A 21,122-nucleotide genomic window follows, 5' to 3' on the forward strand; every position below is an offset into this window, starting at 1 on the left:
CCAACTCACAACACAAATGTTCTTCACGTCAACCTCGCTACAAGTAAATGATGATATCTTTATTTCATCTCTTTAATACTAAAAATCAAAAGAGTTATTGAAGTCGGCTTCCCCTTTTACACGCAAAAATACAATTACGATTTACCTCCATAAGCTTTTTTGTTTAAGATTAGAGCGAAAAAAACGGTTCCGCCTGTCCCGTTGCATAACACCACTCAGAGGCTGTGGGTGCATTAACACTCCACACGGGGGTACGGAACCGCCGTATGGAGTTAACAAGCAAAAAAAATGCCTGCTACACTATGGCAGGATTCCCCACCTCTGAGTATATTATGCATTGCAAATATATAAACATTTTTACAAAAAACAAGTATCACCTCAAAAATTAACAATCAAAATTATCCAATGTAGCATATCTTACATTTACACCATCACGATACATCATCATCCACACCTAAAGAGCATATTTTTAAAGCTTTGAAGTGAAGGGTTGCATTGGCGAGTTGAATCTGCGTAATCTGAACAAATACTACTTTACAACGAAATATATTTTACGTGATTTCGATATGATTATACCGTTTGACCGATACCATCTTTATACTGAAAACTATAGGAAATCCTACCGAAATCCTAGGGAAATAATCCCGCTTAGTCGTTGCTCAGACGTTGTTCAGACGTTGCTCAGACGTTACGGGATAGTTCAGCTACGAGTAAACGTCGAATGATCTCTGAGTATGTGGTATTATTTGGGTTTATTTACTGCTTTATTTGGGTTAGAATTGAGTAATATCACGGGTATCTTTCTTGCACTTCTTTCTCTGGCATTGGCAAAACTATCAACAATTCCTTGTTTTCCACAAAGCCATTGGGTGAGACTTGATTCTGTCAACGATGTCCTTGTCTTCAAACAACAATTCTGGTACAAACGTTCTGTTGTTGAAATTTCTTACATATTCTTTTTCGGAATCTGTAAGAACCAGTAAACTCATAAGGAAATTTTTCACCTCCGTCTTGGCTTTCTCAAAGTCGAAATGCTCACTTCTTCGTAGCACAGGCAAAAGTTGCGAACGGATTTGTGGAAAGCGTATCTTGTCTATTTGTGGAAAATCGGCAAAATCTGTTGGCGTGTTGTTGTCTTTTCTGCTTGAACCAACGGTTAGATAAAAGACTGTTGCCTTTCTTAATAGTATTTGTTCATCATCAATTGCAAATAGTTGATGCTCCACCATATTATATACATCATAAATGTCACGTGCAGCACTTCTGCCAATAAGGGCATTTATCTTGGTGGCAAATAGTTCGATAGGTGATAGCGAACGCACTTTCACATCATTCAGGAATGGGATGACTACATGAGTTTCAATGGCTGGCAATATATGACAACGGTCAGAATAATTGATTTCAATCTTGATGCCGTCATTGTTGCCAGCAGCATTGGTGTAATGGAATACCCATGAGTCAAGGGTATGAGGATTTTTTGAGCCTGGGGCAAGATGATAGCTTTCCGTTTCCATATAGCGAAGTATCTCACTGTTCACTTCTTGGCGAATGGATAGCATCAACTCACGGTCGCAATCTACCGTAAAGTCTAAGTCAATATCTACAGACAATCTTGGCAACTGGAAAACTGTGAGATTGATGGCTGTACCACCTTTCAGCACCAAGGATTTCGACAATAATGGGTTATTATGAAAATAGTTGAGTATCTCCACAAGTCGCATAACCTTTTCGAGGTTGTCACGAATAAAGCCTTGTTCTTTGGCTACGATGTCAAGAACTTGTTTATTATATGAGTTCATATTCTTCTTTTGAGGTTAGTTCTTGTGGCACATACATACGCCATTTGCTTACAAAGGTATCCGAATCTTCATCATTGGTCAACCATTTTACGCTTTTAGTACCTTTTGTTCGGCATAGTTCAATAAGGGAGTCCGAGATGTTGGCTTGCTCCTTGATGCGCTCCAACAGATAGCCTGTCTTTTGGTATAGGAAAGTCTTGTCATTCTTTTCAAGATAATTGATGATTTTCTCTTCATCAAGCAGTACGATGGCTTCCATACAATGTAACAATTCCTCTATACCACCAGCTCGGTCAATGCGGTCGAAACAATCCAGCAATGTACTTTCTATATCTGTAACTCGCACGTATGGATTTCCTTTGGGAGTCATCACGCCAATGATTTCTTTTGTTTGACGACAATAAGTGTAATCGACATCTTCAAAGGAAAAGGAATTAAAACGTGACAGACTTTTCACAAATACCTCGTTGAAAGGTTGGTGTGCCAGCCCATGAAATTCCAATGCTGTATGATAGCTGATACAAGCCGTATGAGATAGATGACTCCCGATTTCGTATTTATCACAAACTGGTTGTTTCGATGCAATATCCACCATGCAATAGGTGTTGCGCCGTATAGACACAATCCACCCTTGCTGTTTGTATCTTGCAATCAACCCTTTCACAGACTTCAATTTACCATTTAAGACCTCTGAAAGCTCTTCTATGGTAAAAATCCGTAGCCTGTATAGTATGTTTAATTGCTCTATCATTGTTTCTAATTTGACGCAAAGATAGATAAATGTGCTTATTTACAAGAAAAATCAGAAACTTTTTATTGTTTTTTGTCTTTTGCTTGCAACTAATAGTCCGACATTGAAAGAGCTATTTCCCAATGAAGTAAGCTCTTTCGGGAGTAACCAAATTACGAAAAGTACCATTCCGTATCGTTGTTAGGAAACAATATACTACCTTTGTAACACAAACACAAAGAGTATGAATGAATTAAGAAATATGCGCCGCAAGCGCCAGCAACTACCAGAAGAAGAAACAATATATCTTCTTCGCCATGCGACATCAGGTGTACTGTCTCTACTTGATGAAAGTGGCTATCCATACGGAGTACCTATCAGCTATGTTTACGATGATAACAAATTGTACTTCCATTCAGCATTAAACGGGCATAAGATAGATGCGATACGCCATTCTGACAAAGCCTCATTCACTATTATATGCAAGGACGAGGTACATCCTGAAACATTCACCACTTACTTCCGCAGCGTGATTTGCTTTGGACATTTGCGAATCATTGATGACGCAACAGAAAAACTCAACGCATTGTATCTACTGGGCAAACGATACAACCCGAATGACGAGCAAGCGTTGGATACTGAAATACAGAGTAGTATTAATCGGGTGGCAGTTATAGAGTTTTCGATAGAACACCTCACAGGCAAGGAGGCAATCGAACTGACAAGGCAGAGAGAGGCCCAAAGACATCCTTGACTGCGATTGCTTTCAAACTCAAGTTTACAACACAACTGAACATCCACGATAGTAATATCAATAATTACGCCCCAATGTTAGCATACACCTACATCAACAAAGGAAACTTCAGACTTCAAGAGAAGCCACTTCCCCAAATAGCGGATTCACGAGATGCCATCGTGCGTGTCACGCTAAGCAGCATCTGTACCAGTGATTTACACATCAAACACGGGAGTGTACCCCGTGCCGTACCAGGTATTACCGTGGGGCACGAAATGGTAGGTGTCGTGGAACAAACGGGGACTAACGTCACGACCGTGAAACCTGGAGACCGAGTGATCATTAACGTGGAAACCTTTTGTGGAGAGTGCTTTTTCTGCAAGAAAGGATTCGTGAACAACTGCACCGATCCCAACGGGGGATGGGCATTGGGATGCCGCATTGACGGGGGACAGGCCGAGTACGTTCGTGTTCCCTATGCCGACAGTGGACTCAACCGCATCCCCGACACGGTGAGCGATGAACAAGCGCTTTTCGTGGGTGATGTACTTGCTACCGGATTTTGGGCCGCACGCATTTCGGAGATCGCAGAAGACGACACGGTACTCGTTATCGGGGCCGGGCCGACCGGAATATGTACCCTGCTTTGCGTGATGCTAAAGAAGCCAAAACGAATTATTGTCTGCGAAAAGTCTCCCGAAAGGATTCGGTTTGTCAGGGAACACTACCCCGAAGTACTAGTAACCGAACCGGAAAGATGCAAAGAGTTCGTCCTTGAGCATAGCGATCATGGAGGGGCCGACGTGGTACTAGAAGTTGCCGGGAGCGATGACACGTTCCGCATGGCATGGGAATGCGCCCGCCCCAACGCCGTGGTAACCGTGGTTGCCCTCTACGATAAACCGCAACTTTTACCGTTACCCGATATGTACGGCAAAAACCTCACGTTCAAGACCGGAGGTGTGGATGGTTGCGATTGTGCCGAAATCCTTCGCTTGATAGAAAAAGGCGAAATTGATACCACACCACTCATCACTCACCGTTTCCCGCTAAATGAAATCGAAGAGGCCTACCGCATTTTCGAAAACAAACTTGACGGGGTGATAAAGATTGCGATAACGGGGAAATAAACCCCAATGTGGTGGAAAAATACTATCTTTGTCATCATATTCAACTTATGACAAAAGAGTTAGACAAGGAATACAGGCGGTTATTACTGTCCCAACGAATTGACAGTGGGTCTTTGAATTATGACCTATTGCGACAACATATTGAAGTATTCTCTCGATCCGATGTGTTGCGGAGTCAAGCCGTAACTATATATGACAACTTCCGTTTCGAACACGCCTATGTGTCAGAATACCACAAGAGACAGTTTGGGAACGGAGAGATCGAAGTACATCCCGATGATTTGAATGATGTGCTGAAAAATGCAATAGCCTCACTCAAACACGTGTTCCAAGGCAACAGGAACTTCACTCACATGAAGGTCATCCGCGAGTACAGGGCCAAAGTGGGAGGTCGATTCCGCCGTGTCACGGAGTCATTGCAAGTTTTGGAAACAGATCAACTTGGGAATATATGGCTAGCGCTGTGTATCCTCGAAATTTCACCCAATCAAATGCCGCCATTCACGGTCAATTCTCAGATCATCAATACCGCTACAGGAGAGGTGTTTTCGCCTCTGACAAAATATTTTCAACGCGAATTAATATTAACGAAGCGCGAATTAGAAATATTAAACCTCATCTCACAAGGAAAGTTGAGTAAGGAAATCTCGGAAAATTTACACATAAGCATCCATACCGTCGATACCCATCGCCAACATATATTGGCAAAACTGAATGTGGACAACTCGCACGAAGCTGTACGTTGTGCCTTGTCGCTCGGCTTGATAGAATACTGATAAATCAGTATTTTCCACCTCTTGACAACAGCCTAATTTTGCAACAAAAAAGTTGATATGTACAAGAGGTTCATTATTTTGATATTTGGGATACTATCTCTATCTGCTACCGTTTACGCACAAAGTTTCCAAACGGTTCGAGGAACGGTAAAGGAGCAAAACGGCAACCGACCGATTCCCTACGCCACAATTGTGCTATCGGGGAATGATCACACGATGGGTTGCACGACCGATTCTTTAGGGAATTTCGTATTAAGTCGGGTTCCGATAGGACGTTATGATATCCATGTAAGTTTTATCGGCTACGAGCCGGTAATCATCAAAGAATTGCTTGTCAGTGGCGGTAAAGAAACATTCATCGAAGTGGAGATGATTGAAAGTCAGACGGTACTCGAAGAGATAGTTGTGCATCCCCGAATCAACAAGCAGGAACCGATTAACAACATGGCTCTTGGCGGCCGGATGCTCAGTGTAGAGGAGGCAGGGCGTTATGCCGGTGCCGCGGATGATCCGGCCCGGTTGGTATCCTCTTTTGCAGGAGTGACGCAAAGCGTGGGGAATAATGGTATTGTAGTTCGAGGGAATGCGCCCAAATTCCTGCAATGGCGTATGGAAGGCGTGGAGATCCCCAATCCCAATCATTTTGCCGATGTTACAAGCTTCGGCGGTGGCGGTTTCACAGCCTTGAGTAATCAAGTACTCGGCAATTCCGATTTCTTTACGGGAGCCTTCCCCGCAGAGTTCAGCAACGCACTTTCGGGTGTTTTTGATATGTACATACGCCGTGGCAGTAATACTAGCCATGAACATGCAGTCCAAATCGGTTCGCTCGGAGTCGAAGCCGCATCCGAAGGTCCATTCAAAAAAGGCTATGAAGGCTCTTATCTTTTCAATTACCGCTATTCTACCCTTTCATTGCTCTCATTTATGCTTCCCGAAGATGCCGATGGAACGAACTATCAAGATTTGTCGTTTAACATCTTCCTGCCCGCGGGGCAAGCTGGCATATTCTCGATATGGGGAGTCGGATTGATTGATCATTCGGGTACAACACCAGAACCGGACCGCAACAAATGGAAGTACGAACAGGACAAGCAAAATCAAGACGTAAAACAGTATATGGGAGCGGTCGGTATCAAACACAAAATTTACGTGGGAGAAGATGCTTCAATTCAATCCACATTTGCCACAACCATCAACAATATCGATATGCATACCGAACTACTCGGTAACGATGACCGCTTGTTACCCAAGAACATAGTTCGTAACACCTACCTCAATTTCATTGCATTGAGCGATTTCCAAAAACGCTTCGGTAGGATACACACAAACCGCACGGGCATCCGGTGGACGGGACTTCGATACGACCTGACATTTGCCGATGCAGCCGGACACATCGGTGATTTGGTCGAGATTGCCGATGAATCGGGGTTCAGCTCGCTCGTGAATATCTATTCCGAATCCATGCTTACCCTCGGAAATAAAGTGAAAATGAATATCGGTATCACCGGACAGTGGTTCACGCTCAACGACCGTTATACCATTGAACCCCGGCTGAGCGTGAAGTGGAAATTCGCACCCCGGCAATCGCTTTCATTCGCCTACGGCATGCATAGCCGGTTGGAGATGCTGAATTACTATTTCACAAAAGATGAAAACAGCCGGATGATAAACAAAGACCTCGATTTCACGAAAGCGCATCACGTTTCGCTCGGATACGACCTTTCGCCCGGCGAAAATCTCCACCTGCGGATAGAACCTTACTTTCAATGGCTCTACGATGTGCCTGTTATACCCGGAAGTACCTTCGCAATGCTCAACTTGCAAGGTAACGAAGATTGGTTTATTTCAGATCAGCTGATAAACGCAGGCAACGCCATAAATTACGGTATCGACATTACGTTCGAAAAGTATATGTCCCGCGGATTCTATTACATGGCGACAGCCTCGCTTTATGATTCGAAATACCGGACTTCCGACAAGGGCACATGGTATGACTCGCGCTACAACCGCCATTTTGCAGTCAATTTACTTACCGGAAAGGAGTGGATGTTGGGCAAAAACAAGCAGAATATGTTAGGTGCAAGCGGGAAAGTAACTGTTCAAGGAGGCGATCGTTACTCGCCCATCGATGCAGAAAAATCCTTGTTGCAACAAGAAGCCATCTATAATGAGCGAAATCCTTATTCCTGCCGGTTCGCCCCTATGGTACTGGCACATCTGACAATAAGCTACCGGATCAACCGGAAAAAAGTATCACATGAATTTGCGGCAAAACTGATAAATGTCACGGGGTATAAGGATTATTACGGGCATCGCTATAATTTCCGAGATCATACAGTCGAAGCCGAACGTGAAGCCAATATATTACCAAACATCAGCTACAAAATCAATTTTTAATACCGGATATAATTACCTAAATCTATTTAAGACATGACAAATGAAAAAGGCAATAATTGACTGGCCTTGATCATAATTGTCCGCTTCCGACCAAGCATGATAACGTCGAAATCCGCTTTATAGCGTTGAACAATTTCGGCCATCACTTGACGACAAGCCCCACATGGCGTGACATGATCCTCCACTTCCATGCCATGATCACGGGCTGCAATGGCGATTGCCTTGATTCCCGTCTCCGGGTAAGTGGAACAGGCATAAAACAAAGCGGTCCGCTCGGCACATAAACCAGAAGGGTAAGCCACATTTTCCTGATTGGTACCGCAAACGACCTCCCCGTTATTCATCAACACGGCAGCCCCCACGGCAAAACCCGAATACACACAATATGCCTTTTTTATGACATTCAAGGCCGCACGACACAAATCCTCGTATTCTTCCGGGTAAGATTCCCGGTATATCGTGTAATCAATCTTCAATTCCACTTTCTCCATTCTATTTTTTTTCGTAATTTTACCGCCAATATAAAACATTATCGGAAACTATGAACAAGATTTATGTTATTTTATTTTTAAGTTTTATATGTGTTAACATTTGTGGAGCCTCTACGGACAGTCGCAAAGCATTTATTAAAAAATATAAAGATATTGCCATCGAAGAGATGGATCGTACAGGAATCCCCGCCAGCATTAAGCTCGCCCAGGGTATATTGGAATCCGGATGTGGGAAGTCCCAACTGGCAATCAACGCGAACAATCATTTCGGTATCAAATGCCACAATTGGAATGGCCCTAGCTTCACCATGGACGATGATAAACGAAATGAATGTTTCCGGAAATACAGGAACCCGGAAGAATCATGGATTGACCACAGTGAATTTTTGCTTACCCGTCCCCGCTACGCCTTCCTGTTCGACCTGCCCAAAACAGATTATAAAGGCTGGGCAAAAGGATTGAAGAAAGCGGGGTATGCAACCGCTTCCGATTACGCGCAGAAACTCATTAAAATTATCGAGGAAGAAGAGTTATATCAATTCGATCGCCCGGGTAAAAAGATCCGTCCGATACCCAATGAATTAAACTATCAACTCAGCGAAAGCAAAAACTACCAGAGCCGAGTGGTATATATCAACAAAATCCCTTCCGTGAAAGTGAAAGAAGGCGACACGTTTGAAAGCATTGCCCAGTATTTCAACATTCCGTTGAAAAAATTATTGAAATACAACGATAAAAACGAGCTCTCTATCCGTACGGGGATGCACGTGTTTTTGGCAAAGAAAAAGAACAAGGCCCCCAAGGGTTACACCTTCCATAAAACAAAAGCGGGAGACACCATGTACATGATTTCCCAGATATACGGGATCAAACTCGCCAAATTGTTGCAGTATAACTATATGGAAAACGGTGAAAAACCCCAGGTCGGAGAAATGATCTCGCTAAGAGGTCCTGCTCAATTATACTAAAGGAGAAAAATTAAATGAAAAAAAATAACGAGCCATTCTTTAAACAGAATTTTATATTCGGATGCCTGATCGGAGGTACCTTCATTTTTGCATCTTTGTTATTTATTTTGGCAGGCAAAGGCGTCGTGGTGAACGCACAATTTCACAACATCATCATGATGCTGACTATTTTCGGAATTTTCATGGGTGTCCGGAAATACAGAGATGAACAACTGGCTGGTGTCATTTCTTACGGGAAAGCACTGAAAACAGGAATATATATTCTTTGCATCGCTTCATTATGTTATGCCGTGTACGTGTTCTTTTTATACACGTTTAACGCGGATTTGCTGACTGAATTCAAAAACGTGACAATAACCACGCTAAAGATTACCGGTCAGAACTCCCCGCTTTTCAAAATGCTCGAAGAAAACATGGATGTATATTTTGTTCCCGCCAGTATTGCTTTCGGGGAGCTATTCAATAGAATCCTCGTAGGAGCAGCCTTCTCGCTATTTATAGCCGGGTTGGTCAGAAGAAGTAAATTACCGTTTAACCCGCAAGAATTTTAAACATGAATATTTCAGTAGTCATACCGTTATATAACGAAGAAGAATCATTACCTGAACTCTCGGCATGGATCGAAAGAGTCATGGCAGCGAACAATTTTACCTACGAAATTATCATGGTAGATGACGGGAGTAATGATAAGTCGTGGAAAGTGATCGAACAACTATCCGCAAAAAATAATCACATACGAGGCATTAAATTTCGCCGTAATTACGGGAAATCGGCCGCGTTACATTGTGGTTTCGAGGATGCACAGGGAGACGTGGTTATTACCATGGATGCAGACTTGCAGGATAGCCCGGACGAGATTCCGGAACTCTACCGCATGATCATGGAAGAAGATTATGACTTGATTTCCGGATGGAAAAAGAAAAGATATGACCCAATAACCAAAACGCTTCCAACAAAACTCTTCAACGCAACTGCCCGAAAGTTTTCCGGCATAAAATTACACGACTTTAATTGCGGGTTGAAGGCTTATAAAAACACGGTAGTAAAAAATATCGAAGTGTACGGGGAAATGCACCGCTACATCCCGATTCTAGCCAAACAAGCCGGATTTACCCGGATCGGGGAAAAGGTGGTTCATCATCAAGCACGGAAATACGGGGTTACAAAATTCGGGCTCAACCGCTTTATTAACGGTTTCCTTGACTTACTTTCCGTAACTTTTATTACCCGGTTCGCTAAAAAACCGATGCACTTATTCGGTGCTCTGGGGACCCTGTTATTCATTATCGGATTCTGTGCCGCTGCCTGGATTGGTGTTGAAAAGTTGATCGCCGTGGCCAACAATCTGAGAGCCCCTCTGGTAACGAACAACCCTTATTTTTATATTGCACTAACGTGCATGATCATCGGCTCGCAACTTTTCCTGTCCGGTTTTCTGGCAGAGTTAGTTTCACGAAGCGCCAGCGACCGGAATGTTTATAGAATCGAGAAAAAAATATAAATCATTATATTCCTAAATTAAAAATGTCCACCTCATTTGAAGTGGACATTTTCAATAGGGATATTTTCAGTTTTCTCCTTACTGTTGAACGTTTGGCAATTCCAAACCAAGGCCTTTCACCTTATCAACGCGTTTCAAGATAACACCGATAATCAAAGCGGCAACTCCCAAGCAAGCCAACATGACAAGAGGCCATGTATAATTGTAGGAAACAGCAGCTTGTTCCGGGGTAATCAAGTGGTTGTTCAAGTCATTTACAACTTGAGGATTCGTGTTATCCAACACTTTACCGATCAGCAACGGGAAAAGCCACAAACCGATATTTTGAATCCAGAAAATCAAGGCGTAAGCAGAACCGATCACCTTCTGATCAACCAATTTCGGAACACTCGGCCACAATGAAGCCGGAACCAATGAGAATGATGCACCCAGAATCAAGATTGTTACGTACGCGATCAAGACACCTCCAATGGCACTATCTTTAAACAAAGGTAAGATGAATGCGAATGTCAAATGGCATACAATCAACAAAATAGAACCGAACATCAACATGGAAGCAGCCTTACCTTTATTGTCAACCACTTTACCAAGAATCGGCGTGATACCTACTGCCAATAACGGGAATACGGCAAAAATAGTCTCTGCCGACTGGCGCATATAACCCATGTAGCAGAATACAATCAAACCGATCACGGAGATAGTTAACAACAATGTTTTCAATGACTTCTTGTTTGTGAAGTTAAACGCGAATGCAGTAGCTGCAACGACCAACATGATACAGTATTGAATAATCGTCACCGTATTTCCTGCCCAGAAAGAACCTTCGGCGGGAGGAGTGAACGACAAGTTACATTGCAACATGTTAACCGCATATTTCTGGAACGGGAAAATAGCCGAGTAATACAACACACAAAGTAATGCAACCAACCAGAAACCGCCACTTGACAGGATTTTCCCGATATCTTTAATCTTAAAGGGTTCATCCTTTTCTTCTGCCTCACCCGTTTGTGCATCCAATTTCTTATCCATGAAGAAATAAACAATGAACATGATCAACGCAATCATCAATAACACTACTCCAAAAGCAACAGAACGAGAAACATCAACCTGTCCTCCAAGTTTCGCAAAGAAAGGAGAGAAAATCATACACGTGGCAACTCCCAAACGCGCTAATGCCATTTCTGACCCCATGGCCAAAGCGATTTCACGACCTTTAAACCATTTCACGATACCGCGAGAAACCGTGATACCAGCCATTTCCACACCGCAGCCGAATATCATGAAACCAACCGCAGCCAGTTTAGCAGATGCCGGCATCCCCTGGTAGAACGGGGAGATTCCCAACTCGTCAAAACCCGGAATGTAATTCAAATTGTTCGTAAACCATGCTTCCAACCCGCTTCCCTTAAAACCTTCTGCAACAGCATACCATTTAATAATCGCACCGATTAACATTACACCACCTGATAAAAGAGCCGTGAAACGAACACCCATTTTATCAAGAATGATACCGGCAAAAATTAAAAAGAATACGAATACATTCAAGAATGTTTCAGAACCCTGCATTGTTCCAAATGCCAATGAATCCCAACCACGTTCCGATTGCATCAAATCTTTAATCGGTGATAAGATGTCCATAAATATGTATGAACAAAACATGGCTAATGCCAGCAACAATAACGCAGCCCACCGAACGGCTGCATTGTCTCTAAGAGTAAGCTTTTCTGTCATTTGAATTTATTTTTTATAGAAATGAAGAAAATAAATAATGTTTTTCTATAACCACGCACCTTTACCTCTTCACATCTAAGTAAATAATTTATTTTGCAACAAAAATAATATTTATTTTTAATAGAGAATCATTGTTATTCTTTAAAAATACGGGGCATCCAAAATAAAAGGGAATTGCCGGATTTCAGTCTGGCATGACAGAATATCAAAAAACTTTTTCCCGTGGAAACATTCTTGTGGAGAAATGTTGTCTGCGGAAAGCATTTTTGTTATCTTTGCTATATATAAAAATAAAATACATGAAACCCAGTTTGAACGATTTTACCAAAAACTGCAATACTCGAATACTTTTTTTACACGTAGCTTAATGCAACAAAAACATTGGGAATCACGTCTTATCGATATTCGACATCATGGCTATTCGGATTCTTATATTAAAATACATTACATCATGGAAAATAGAGTAACTAAACTGTTCAATATAAAATACCCGATCATTCAAGGGGGTATGGTATGGTGTAGCGGATGGCGCCTAGCCTCTGCGGTAAGTAACAACGGGGGATTAGGATTACTGGGTGCCGGTTCCATGCACCCGGAGATGCTGGTGGAACATATCCGGAAAATGAAAGAGGCCACGGATAAACCGTGGGGAATCAATGTCCCGTTACTTTACCCGGAGATTGACCGGCTTATGGATATTATCATCCAAGAAGGCGTTAAGATTGTTTTCACCTCTGCCGGAAGTCCGAAGAAATGGACTCCCTTGTTAAAATCACATGGCATTACCGTGGTACACGTGGTTAGTAGTGCCTTGTTTGCAAAGAAATGTGAAGAAGCAGGAGTGGATGCCATTGTTGCAGAAGGTTTTGAAGCCGGGGGACATAACGGACGGGAAGAAACGACCACGCTCACGTTGATTCCCAACGTGGCGGCATCCTGTTCACTTCCAGTTATTGCCGCGGGAGGAATATCTTCCGGAAAATCCGTGGCAGCCACCATGACTCTTGGAGCAGAAGGCGTGCAGATCGGAACCCGTTTTGCCGTTGCCGCAGAATCTTCCGCTCATCCGGCATTCAAACAACGGGTATTCAACACGGAAGAGGGCGGCACCCTACTGGCATTGAAAAAACTTGCCCCCACCCGCTTGATTAAAAACGAATTTTTCAACCAAGTAAAAGCTTTAGAAGACGCCGGAGCAGAAGCCGCTCAATTAACTGAACTTCTAGGCAAAGGACGGGCTAAGAAAGGTATCTTCGAAGGAGACATGACAGAAGGCGAGTTAGAAATCGGACAAATCGCATCCATGTTGCACAAAGAAGAAACCGTGGCTGAAATTATGGAAGATATTATCGCTGATTTCAACAAAACGATGAGTAATTTGGGCGATTTGAAACTATGAAAATGAATTTATATTTATGATAAAATTTACACGTCATACATTAGACAACGGCTTAACGGTGATCTGCAACACGGATACCAGCACGCCATTTGTATCCGTGAACATCCTCTATAAAGTAGGTGCCCGGGATGAAGATCCCAATCGCACGGGCTTTGCTCATCTTTTTGAACATTTAATGTTCGGGGGATCCAAACACATCGCCGACTACGATTATCACGTGCAGAAGGCAGGCGGGGATAGTAACGCTTTCACGAATAACGACTACACGAATTATTACATCACGATTCCGGCTCCCAATATCGAAACGGCCCTATGGTTGGAATCAGACCGGATGCTGGCGCTCGATTTCTCCCAGAAATCACTTGACGTTCAGCGCAACGTGGTCATTGAAGAGTTCAAACAACGCTATTTCAACAATCCTTACGGGGACATTTGGTTGAAATTACGTCCTTTAGCCTATAAGGTACACCCGTATCAATGGCCTACTATAGGGAAAAACATAGACCATATTGCAGGAGCTTCCTTGGAAGAGGTGGAAGATTTCTTTCATCGTTTCTACGCCCCGGATAACGCCATACTAAGCATCAGCGGGAATATTACCGACGAGAAAGCCCTTGAGCTCGTGAAAAAATGGTTCGGAGATATTCCTCCCGTCCACTACACGAGAAAAGCGTTACCGATGGAACCGCAACAAACCGAAGAGCGTCGCCTCGTGTGCGAACACAACAAAGTTCCGGCTGATGCGATATATAAAGTATACCATATGGGCGACCGGCAATCGGATAATTTCTACACGTGCGACACGATCTCGGATATACTATCCAACGGGCAATCCTCCCGATTATATATCAACCTCATTAAAAACGGAAAACTATTTTCGGAGGTAGACGCCTATATCACCGGGGACATGGATCCGGGATTATTCATCTTTTCCGGAAAACTCTCGGAAGGGGTAGCGATAGAAGAAGCTGAAGCTGCCATCCAAAACGAAATCGATCGTTTTATCGAGGATCCGATTTCCGAACGGGAACTCCAAAAAGTAATTAATAAAACGGAAGCTCGTATCTCTTACAGCGAGATCAATTACCAGGGTAAATCAGCTAACCTGGCATTTTTTGACTACCTGGGAGATATTAACCTGATTAATTCGGAGAGTAACCGATACGCGGAAGTATCCCTTGATTCGATAAGACAGACCGCACGAAAACTATTTTCCGCAAAGAATTGCTCTACCTTGTGGTATCTAAAAGACAAATAATTGCTACTTTATATGAACAGAAATATAGAACCGCCTATTGCAGAAATCTCTCGTCCCACCTTGTGGGGGCATCAACAAATCACGCTTCCCAATGGCATCGAGATCGTGTACCTCCACGATCCCAACCAAGAGGTTTTCAAGATGGACGTGGTACTCGCGGCCGGGATTTATAATCAATCCCGCCCGGTTATCGCATCAAGCATGATCAATATGCTTAACGAGGGAACCCGACAACATACCTCTGCTGAAATTGCGGAGTTGTTTGATTATCATGGAGCATACGTGGATTACAATTGCGGTATGCATAAAGCAGAATTAAGCCTGATTTCGCTTAATAAATACGCCTCGCAAACCATTCGTATGTTGGCAGAGATGACGCTTGAAAGCACATTCCCGCAAAAAGAATTGGAAACGTATATCCGTAACCGGAAACAACAGCATCTGGTGAATATCGAAAAGACATCTTACCTTGCCCGAATGGAGTTCATATACCGGATGTACGGGAAAGAACATCCTTACGCTAATTATTTCACACTGGAAGATTTCGATCAAGTAACACCGGAATTATTACTCGATTTCTACCGGGAAAGAGTGCAAGCATCGCAATGCAGAATCATGATTTGCGGGAATGTCAGCGATACGGTGCTACAGGAAGTAAGCCAGGCCTTTTCGCCGATGAGCAGTAACCCGTTACCTCCGGACAAGAATTACACCATACAACCGAGTAGTCCCGGTAAGTATCATATTTCCAAGCCCGATGCCGTACAAACCAGCATTCGAATCGGGAAAAGCGGTGTCGCTTTATTGGATGAAGACTACACGTATTTTCAACTTTTGAACATGGTACTCGGCGGTTATTTCGGCTCCCGCCTGATGTCGAATATCCGGGAAGAAAAAGGATACACCTATGGTATCGGTTCATACAACGTTACCATGCCACAAGCCGCCCACTGGATGATTGCCACGGATGTCAACACAGAGGCCACGGACGCCACGATAACAGAGTGTATAAAAGAGATTCGCCGCCTGCAGGAAGAACCCGTACCCGAAGAAGAACTAAGCCTTGTGAAGAGTTATTTTAACGGGGAATTACTACGGGAATTAGACGGTGTTTTCTCCCAATCCGATGCCTTGAAACACAAGCTCAATTACGGACTGGATAATACATTCTATCTCCGGGCTATCGACAAGATCCGTACCTGTACTGCCGAAGACATCATGCGTCTGGCTCAAAAATACTTGAACGTGGACGATATGTATATTGTGACCGCCGGGAAAGATGCTTGACAATTCTCTCCACCTCCCCTTGTACAAAGGGAAGGTGGAGAAGTTGTTGTTTAAAGATTGACTTTCAACGCACGCTCTTCATTCCAAGCATTATATTCCCAAGTCTATTTCTTTTCGACTTCTTTCGATACAGGTTCTTGCAACTGAAAATTAATCGGCACGGTATATGAAACCCTCACGGCTTTTCCTCTCTGTGTCCCCGGTTTCCAATTTGGCATTTCCTGTACAACCCTTATAGCCTCTGCATCCAATAAAGGATGTACAGCACGAGCCACTTTCACATCTGTAACTTCTCCTGTCTTCGAGATTATAAACTGGACAAATACTTTTCCTTGGATATTCTTCTCCATCGCTTCTTTTGGATACTTTATATGTTGTGCTACATATTTTTGAACACTTCCACCTAGGAATTGTGGCATATCTTCAACCACTTGAAAAATGTCACTATCCGAACCCTCATATTCAAGCTCTCTCACCATTGGCAGACTGGTGTCATCCAACATTCTTACACGCATCCGATCACCAACTTTCACCGGAACCAACATGTTCTTTTTACCAGCATGAGAAAAAACAAGTTCTGTACCTTTATCAACTGCCAACATAAACTTCCCATCCCATCCGGTATGCGTCCCTTCTGCAGTATTTTTAATCAACACGGAAACCCCGCGCAAAGCTCTGTTATACTGGTCAACAACAGTTCCGGATACAATCAGCTTGCCTTTATCGACCAGAATTACCGTATCCCGATAATCTCCCTGATACACAACCGCCTGCACGTTACTAGACAAAACCAATAACGCAACAACCGGAAATAGCAGTGCATACTTGAGCAATCCCATTTTCGAAGTCCTTTTTTTATTCATCATCATAATACGCTTTTTTAATGGTGTCACATTAAATTTATTTACTATTTGAGCTGCAGCCGAAGGATGAGAAAGACGAAGGAGATGATATTGATAAGCTTTCCGGTCAATACCGGAGTTTACAACCCGCTTATCAGCCAGAAATTCCAAATTACGACGAATCTCCCCCTTCAATAACCACATTGCCGGATTGATCCAAAACAATGTACATAATAATTCGGATACCATCACATCCAAAGAATGATACTGATCTACATGAGTTTTTTCATGCATCATAATTTCCTGTAAATCATTCGATTCATATAATGACGGATTGATGAATATCCATTTGAAAAAAGAAAAAGGAGCAACTTCACCTTTTAATAAAATAATCGGCGTCGAGAAACAAACCGCTCTACTCCTCTTTTTCAGCAACTGAAAAATCGAAAATACCTGAATCATGATTCGTCCCAATAAAAAAATCACAACACCTAAATATCCCAAACACAACACGTCAAACACATTTATTTCCACGGGAACTGAAGGCGCTCCCACGGCTACTTCCGGTAAGAGATTGCTCGCATATTGGGCAATCGCATGATGAATAACGACCTTTTGATCTTCTCCAAAAGAAAATAAGAACATTGGATACAAACATGCCAAAGTAAGACTAGCTAACAAATAAACCCTTCGGAAAGTAAAAAAAGTATCCCGACTGAATAATAGCCGATAAAAAAGATAGAACACGACTAGCGCAATATTTACCTTTATCAAATAGATCCATGTCGCATTGGTAATCATGGCTTGTACATTTTATTGTTTCTCTATTAGCCGGATGATCTCTTCAAGATCTTTTGCCGAAATCTTTTGCTCTTTAGCAAAGAATGTTACCATCTCCTTGTAAGAATTTTCAAAATAATTACGAACTACCCCGGACATAAACTTTGTTTTATATTCATTTTCATCCATAACAGGAATATACTCGTAGATATTTCCATGCTTCTTACTGGTTAAAAATCCTTTTTTCTCCAAGTTCTTCACGATAGAAGCAACTGTCGTGTAAGGTGGTTTCGGTTCTTCCATTCGATTTAAAAAATCTTTTATCACGCCACTTTTCACCTGCCAGATGATCAACATGACCTCTTCTTCTTGATGCGTCAATTTTTCCATACGAACTACTTATTTACGATTCTTTCGCAAATCTACGAAAATTTCGTAACAACACAAACTTTTCGTAGGAAATATATTTATAACATTTTCTACCCACCCACGTATAATATCCCCAAAAAGGGAAATATGAAAAGAATTACATTCATTTTTTTGATGAGCATACTGTTTTTTGCAACAGGTCAAGCACAGAATAAAAAAGAAATACGCTTCGAAAAAGAGTTTCAGAAAACGCTGGCTCTGGTAAATAGTGATCAATTCACCATGAAGTTCTATATTGCTACCCCTACCGTACAAACACTTTTCACGCCACCGGGAGCGGGTGCCAACATAGACATCAACCCACAAAACTGTTACTTAAGTATAAACGACTCACTGGTAACGACACAACTTCCTTATTTCGGCAGAGCTACATGGACTTCCAATTCACACTTAGATTCAATTTCTTTCAACACGGTATTATTCAGTCGCACGGTAAAAATTTATCAAGATGGAAAAAAGAAAGCCATTGCCTATCAAATAACCGTTCGCACAAACCAAAATATTTGTTATCTGAACCTGGATATTCAATATGACGGCACCTGCTATTTATATTTTAGCGACCGCAATAGGGTGCCAATCAGTTATGTTGGGCAAATATTCCCCCGGGATACCACTATGCAAAAAAGATATAGGCCATCACCAAAGCAGCAATGATGCCGGCCAAATCGGCAATCAAGCCACAGGGTATGGCATAACGTGTATTTTTAATTCCCACGGCACCAAAATACACGGCGATAATGTAAAAAGTCGTATCTGTAGCCCCTTGGAAAGTTGAAGCCAAGCGTCCGGCAAAAGAATCCGCCCCAAAGGTATTCATGGTATCAATCATAAGCCCCCGAGCCCCACTCCCACTAAGCGGCTTCATCAAAGCCGTCGGTAAAGCGGGTATAAAATCAGCATCCAACCCGCAAGCCAAACACAAACGTTCCAATCCATTCATCAACATATCCATCGCTCCCGCCGCCCGAAACACCCCGACTGCAACAAGAATCGCCACTAAATAAGGAATAATCTTTATCGCAATAGAAAAGCCTTCTTTTGCACCATCAATGAACGCATCGTAGACATTTATTTTGCGCCAAGCTCCCATCGCAATAAAGGCAATAATAATCGAAAAAAGAATAACATTACTAGCTACCGTAGAAATCGTTGTAATCGTCTCTTTATCTAACCCGGAAAAATACCAAATCAAACCACCCACGGCCAATGTTCCCCCAATCAAATAAGCCATGACAACCCGGTTGAACAGGTTCAATCGCTGGTACACGGCCACTGCAATCAAACCGGCTAACGTGGACACGTAAGTTGCCAACAATATCGGAATAAAGATGTCGGCAGGATTCGCTGCCCCCATCTGTGCCCGGTACACCATGACCGAAACTGGAATAATTGTCAAACCGGATGTATTCAGCACCAAGAACATGATCTGCGCATTGGAGGCCCGGTCTTTACGAGGATTAACTTCCTGCATTTGCTGCATCGCTTTCAAACCCACGGGAGTCGCAGCATTATCTAACCCAAGCATATTCGCCGCAATATTCATCATAATCGAACCATACGCAGGACTATCCGGTGGTAATTCCGGAAACAACTTTCGAAAAAAAGGACTGATCAACCACGACATTACTTTCACGGCTCCCCCTCGCTCCCCGATTTTCATGATACCCATCCACAAGGTCAATACCCCCGTCAAACCCAACGAAATTTCAAACCCCGTTTTCGACATATCAAAGGTGGCCTTCACGATGGCAGAAAAAACTTCTGTATCACCCATGAAGATCAATTTACCAAGCGCCACGATAAATGCCGCGCCAAAAAAGAAAATCCAGATATAATTGAGAACCATAAAATCAATTGAAAACGAAAAATTGAAAATTGAAAACAAAAGGTGAGTTTTTCTTTTCAACTTTCAATTTTCAACTTTCAATTTTCAATTATTTAATGTTTTGCTTTACACGCTTTTAAAGTGTTTTGCAACAAAGTCACGATAGTCATCGGTCCCACACCACCGGGAACAGGGGTAATATATGAACATTTAGGAGCCACGTGATCATAGTCCACATCTCCTACCAGTTTCCAACCATTCTTTGCCGTCTCCGAAGGAATACGATGAATCCCGACATCCACCACAACAGCCCCCTCTTTCACCATATCTTCTTTCAAGAAATGCGGAACGCCAATGGCCACAATAAGGATATCCGCCTGACGAGTGATATCTTTCAAATTCGTCGTTCTACTATGGCACAATGTAACGGTACAATTGGCATTCTTGGCTTTCCGGGACATTAACACCGCCATGGGAGTTCCCACAATGTTACTTCTTCCTACAACGACACAATGCTTGCCTTCTGTCGGGATATTATAGCGGGTCAGCAATTCCACAATTCCTGCCGGCGTTGCCGGTAAATAAGTCGGCAAACCGAGAACCATCCGTCCCACGTTACAAGGATGGAAACCATCAACATCTTTATCCGGATTGATACGGTTCAAAACTTTCTCTTCAGAAATATGCTTCGGGAGAGGTAACTGCACGATAAATCCGTCTACATCCGGATCATCGTTCAACTTATCAATGACTGTCAACAACTGCTCTTCAGTGATATCATCACCATAACGCAATTCTGAACTTTTCATCCCTACCGCCTGACAGGCTTTCACTTTACTAGCAACATACGTTTCGCTAGCCCCGTCATTTCCTACAAGTACAGCAACCAAATGCGGAATCTTTTTCCCTTCTGCCACGAAAGCAGCGATTTCATCTGCAAGTTCTTGCTTTACCTGTGCTGAAATTTTTTTACCGTCAATAATTTCCATCAAACTTATTAATTTATGATTTACGATTTATGATCTATGATTGATGAAACG

Annotated in this window: 19 protein-coding genes; 11 read left to right on the plus strand and 8 right to left on the minus strand. The window is 42.7% G+C overall.

The annotated features are described in order from the left end of the window. Window positions 1-836: 836 nt before the first annotated feature. Window positions 837-1,799 carry a nucleotidyl transferase AbiEii/AbiGii toxin family protein gene (locus tag D8S85_RS08430; RefSeq protein ID WP_106480307.1) on the minus strand — a complete coding sequence of 321 codons (963 nt, stop codon included), beginning with the start codon at window positions 1,797-1,799 and terminating at the stop codon, window positions 837-839. Then, complete coding sequence (locus D8S85_RS08435; protein WP_106480308.1) at window positions 1,786-2,550, minus strand: type IV toxin-antitoxin system AbiEi family antitoxin domain-containing protein; 765 nt, start codon at window positions 2,548-2,550, stop codon at window positions 1,786-1,788. Before D8S85_RS08435 ends, D8S85_RS08430 begins: the two co-directional genes overlap by 14 nt. 223 nt (window positions 2,551-2,773) lie before the next feature. Between D8S85_RS08435 and D8S85_RS08440 the strand changes: the two genes are divergently transcribed. From D8S85_RS08440 to D8S85_RS08455, 4 genes are all read left to right on the plus strand, one after another. Continuing rightward, window positions 2,774-3,283 carry a pyridoxamine 5'-phosphate oxidase family protein gene (locus tag D8S85_RS08440; RefSeq protein ID WP_106480309.1) on the plus strand — a complete coding sequence of 170 codons (510 nt, stop codon included), beginning with the start codon at window positions 2,774-2,776 and terminating at the stop codon, window positions 3,281-3,283. A gap of 74 nt (window positions 3,284-3,357) precedes the next feature. Next, the gene (locus D8S85_RS08445; protein WP_106480310.1) at window positions 3,358-4,395 is read left to right on the plus strand and encodes an alcohol dehydrogenase; all 1,038 of its coding nucleotides are present in this window, start codon (window positions 3,358-3,360) and stop codon (window positions 4,393-4,395) included. A 47-nt stretch (window positions 4,396-4,442) separates the two neighbouring features. Continuing rightward, window positions 4,443-5,171 carry a response regulator transcription factor gene (locus tag D8S85_RS08450; RefSeq protein ID WP_127074968.1) on the plus strand — a complete coding sequence of 243 codons (729 nt, stop codon included), beginning with the start codon at window positions 4,443-4,445 and terminating at the stop codon, window positions 5,169-5,171. A 57-nt stretch (window positions 5,172-5,228) separates the two neighbouring features. Next, on the plus strand, window positions 5,229-7,571 hold the full coding sequence (locus tag D8S85_RS08455) for a TonB-dependent receptor (RefSeq protein ID WP_106480312.1): 2,343 nt from the start codon (window positions 5,229-5,231) through the stop codon (window positions 7,569-7,571). A gap of 26 nt (window positions 7,572-7,597) precedes the next feature. On the opposite strand, the gene cdd is transcribed toward D8S85_RS08455, so the two are convergent. Continuing rightward, the gene (gene cdd / locus D8S85_RS08460; RefSeq protein ID WP_240648916.1) at window positions 7,598-8,062 is read right to left on the minus strand and encodes a cytidine deaminase; all 465 of its coding nucleotides are present in this window, start codon (window positions 8,060-8,062) and stop codon (window positions 7,598-7,600) included. A 50-nt stretch (window positions 8,063-8,112) separates the two neighbouring features. Here cdd and D8S85_RS08465 point away from each other — a divergent pair, with 50 nt between their 5' ends. The 3 genes from D8S85_RS08465 to D8S85_RS08475 are packed head-to-tail and all read left to right on the plus strand — an operon-like array spanning window position 8,113 to window position 10,531. Beyond that, window positions 8,113-9,030: a glucosaminidase domain-containing protein gene (locus D8S85_RS08465; RefSeq protein ID WP_106480314.1), complete on the plus strand. Its 918-nt coding sequence runs from the start codon at window positions 8,113-8,115 to the stop codon at window positions 9,028-9,030. A gap of 14 nt (window positions 9,031-9,044) precedes the next feature. Beyond that, window positions 9,045-9,581 carry a DUF4199 domain-containing protein gene (locus tag D8S85_RS08470; protein WP_106480315.1) on the plus strand — a complete coding sequence of 179 codons (537 nt, stop codon included), beginning with the start codon at window positions 9,045-9,047 and terminating at the stop codon, window positions 9,579-9,581. 2 nt (window positions 9,582-9,583) lie between these two features. Then, entirely contained in the window at window positions 9,584-10,531 is a 948-nt protein-coding gene (locus D8S85_RS08475) for a glycosyltransferase family 2 protein (RefSeq protein WP_106480316.1), read from the plus strand. A gap of 78 nt (window positions 10,532-10,609) precedes the next feature. On the opposite strand, the gene D8S85_RS08480 is transcribed toward D8S85_RS08475, so the two are convergent. Beyond that, a complete protein-coding gene (locus D8S85_RS08480) occupies window positions 10,610-12,262 on the minus strand; it encodes an MFS transporter (RefSeq protein ID WP_106480317.1) in 1,653 nt (550 codons plus the stop codon). Window positions 12,263-12,713: 451 nt separating this feature from the next. Here D8S85_RS08480 and D8S85_RS08485 point away from each other — a divergent pair, with 451 nt between their 5' ends. From D8S85_RS08485 to D8S85_RS08495, 3 genes are read left to right on the plus strand one after another with little or no spacing between them, the layout of a single operon-like run. Then, window positions 12,714-13,661, plus strand: a complete 948-nt coding sequence (locus D8S85_RS08485; protein ID WP_106625035.1) for an NAD(P)H-dependent flavin oxidoreductase — start codon at window positions 12,714-12,716, stop codon at window positions 13,659-13,661. A gap of 16 nt (window positions 13,662-13,677) precedes the next feature. Next, window positions 13,678-14,919 (plus strand): M16 family metallopeptidase, encoded by a 1,242-nt coding sequence (locus D8S85_RS08490; protein WP_106480318.1) that lies wholly within the window; start codon window positions 13,678-13,680, stop codon window positions 14,917-14,919. A gap of 12 nt (window positions 14,920-14,931) precedes the next feature. After that, window positions 14,932-16,206 carry a M16 family metallopeptidase gene (locus D8S85_RS08495; protein WP_106480319.1) on the plus strand — a complete coding sequence of 425 codons (1,275 nt, stop codon included), beginning with the start codon at window positions 14,932-14,934 and terminating at the stop codon, window positions 16,204-16,206. Window positions 16,207-16,310: 104 nt separating this feature from the next. Here D8S85_RS08495 and D8S85_RS08500 read toward each other — a convergent pair whose 3' ends face one another. Continuing rightward, a complete protein-coding gene (locus D8S85_RS08500; protein WP_106480320.1) occupies window positions 16,311-17,849 on the minus strand; it encodes a M56 family metallopeptidase in 1,539 nt (512 codons plus the stop codon). Between the two features lie 12 nt (window positions 17,850-17,861). After that, window positions 17,862-18,218 carry a BlaI/MecI/CopY family transcriptional regulator gene (locus D8S85_RS08505; RefSeq protein ID WP_106480321.1) on the minus strand — a complete coding sequence of 119 codons (357 nt, stop codon included), beginning with the start codon at window positions 18,216-18,218 and terminating at the stop codon, window positions 17,862-17,864. Between the two features lie 126 nt (window positions 18,219-18,344). On the opposite strand from D8S85_RS08505, the gene D8S85_RS08510 reads away from it, so the two are divergent. Then, entirely contained in the window at window positions 18,345-18,911 is a 567-nt protein-coding gene (locus D8S85_RS08510; RefSeq protein WP_158641532.1) for a DUF4251 domain-containing protein, read from the plus strand. Here the strand turns inward: D8S85_RS08510 and D8S85_RS08515 are convergent. Beyond that, complete coding sequence (locus D8S85_RS08515; protein ID WP_106480323.1) at window positions 18,871-20,103, minus strand: nucleoside recognition domain-containing protein; 1,233 nt, start codon at window positions 20,101-20,103, stop codon at window positions 18,871-18,873. The two genes, D8S85_RS08510 and D8S85_RS08515, sit on opposite strands and share 41 nt — an antisense overlap. A 92-nt stretch (window positions 20,104-20,195) precedes the next feature. Further along, window positions 20,196-21,071, minus strand: coding sequence for a bifunctional methylenetetrahydrofolate dehydrogenase/methenyltetrahydrofolate cyclohydrolase FolD (gene folD, locus D8S85_RS08520; protein ID WP_106480324.1), 876 nt, complete (start codon window positions 21,069-21,071; stop codon window positions 20,196-20,198). Window positions 21,072-21,122: the final 51 nt, after the last annotated feature.

The organism is Butyricimonas faecalis (assembly GCF_003991565.1).
In the GTDB taxonomy this organism is placed as follows: domain Bacteria; phylum Bacteroidota; class Bacteroidia; order Bacteroidales; family Marinifilaceae; genus Butyricimonas; species Butyricimonas faecalis.

Coding starts and splice junctions, on each gene's coding strand:
- D8S85_RS08430 (WP_106480307.1), bottom strand. CDS start 1,799: ATGAACTCATATAATAAACAAGTTCTTGACATCGTAGCCAAAGAACAA.
- D8S85_RS08435 (WP_106480308.1), bottom strand. CDS start 2,550: ATGATAGAGCAATTAAACATACTATACAGGCTACGGATTTTTACCATA.
- D8S85_RS08440 (WP_106480309.1), top strand. CDS start 2,774: ATGAATGAATTAAGAAATATGCGCCGCAAGCGCCAGCAACTACCAGAA.
- D8S85_RS08445 (WP_106480310.1), top strand. CDS start 3,358: ATGTTAGCATACACCTACATCAACAAAGGAAACTTCAGACTTCAAGAG.
- D8S85_RS08450 (WP_127074968.1), top strand. CDS start 4,443: ATGACAAAAGAGTTAGACAAGGAATACAGGCGGTTATTACTGTCCCAA.
- D8S85_RS08455 (WP_106480312.1), top strand. CDS start 5,229: ATGTACAAGAGGTTCATTATTTTGATATTTGGGATACTATCTCTATCT.
- cdd (WP_240648916.1), bottom strand. CDS start 8,062: ATGGAGAAAGTGGAATTGAAGATTGATTACACGATATACCGGGAATCT.
- D8S85_RS08465 (WP_106480314.1), top strand. CDS start 8,113: ATGAACAAGATTTATGTTATTTTATTTTTAAGTTTTATATGTGTTAAC.
- D8S85_RS08470 (WP_106480315.1), top strand. CDS start 9,045: ATGAAAAAAAATAACGAGCCATTCTTTAAACAGAATTTTATATTCGGA.
- D8S85_RS08475 (WP_106480316.1), top strand. CDS start 9,584: ATGAATATTTCAGTAGTCATACCGTTATATAACGAAGAAGAATCATTA.
- D8S85_RS08480 (WP_106480317.1), bottom strand. CDS start 12,262: ATGACAGAAAAGCTTACTCTTAGAGACAATGCAGCCGTTCGGTGGGCT.
- D8S85_RS08485 (WP_106625035.1), top strand. CDS start 12,714: ATGGAAAATAGAGTAACTAAACTGTTCAATATAAAATACCCGATCATT.
- D8S85_RS08490 (WP_106480318.1), top strand. CDS start 13,678: ATGATAAAATTTACACGTCATACATTAGACAACGGCTTAACGGTGATC.
- D8S85_RS08495 (WP_106480319.1), top strand. CDS start 14,932: ATGAACAGAAATATAGAACCGCCTATTGCAGAAATCTCTCGTCCCACC.
- D8S85_RS08500 (WP_106480320.1), bottom strand. CDS start 17,849: ATGATTACCAATGCGACATGGATCTATTTGATAAAGGTAAATATTGCG.
- D8S85_RS08505 (WP_106480321.1), bottom strand. CDS start 18,218: ATGGAAAAATTGACGCATCAAGAAGAAGAGGTCATGTTGATCATCTGG.
- D8S85_RS08510 (WP_158641532.1), top strand. CDS start 18,345: ATGAAAAGAATTACATTCATTTTTTTGATGAGCATACTGTTTTTTGCA.
- D8S85_RS08515 (WP_106480323.1), bottom strand. CDS start 20,103: ATGGTTCTCAATTATATCTGGATTTTCTTTTTTGGCGCGGCATTTATC.
- folD (WP_106480324.1), bottom strand. CDS start 21,071: ATGGAAATTATTGACGGTAAAAAAATTTCAGCACAGGTAAAGCAAGAA.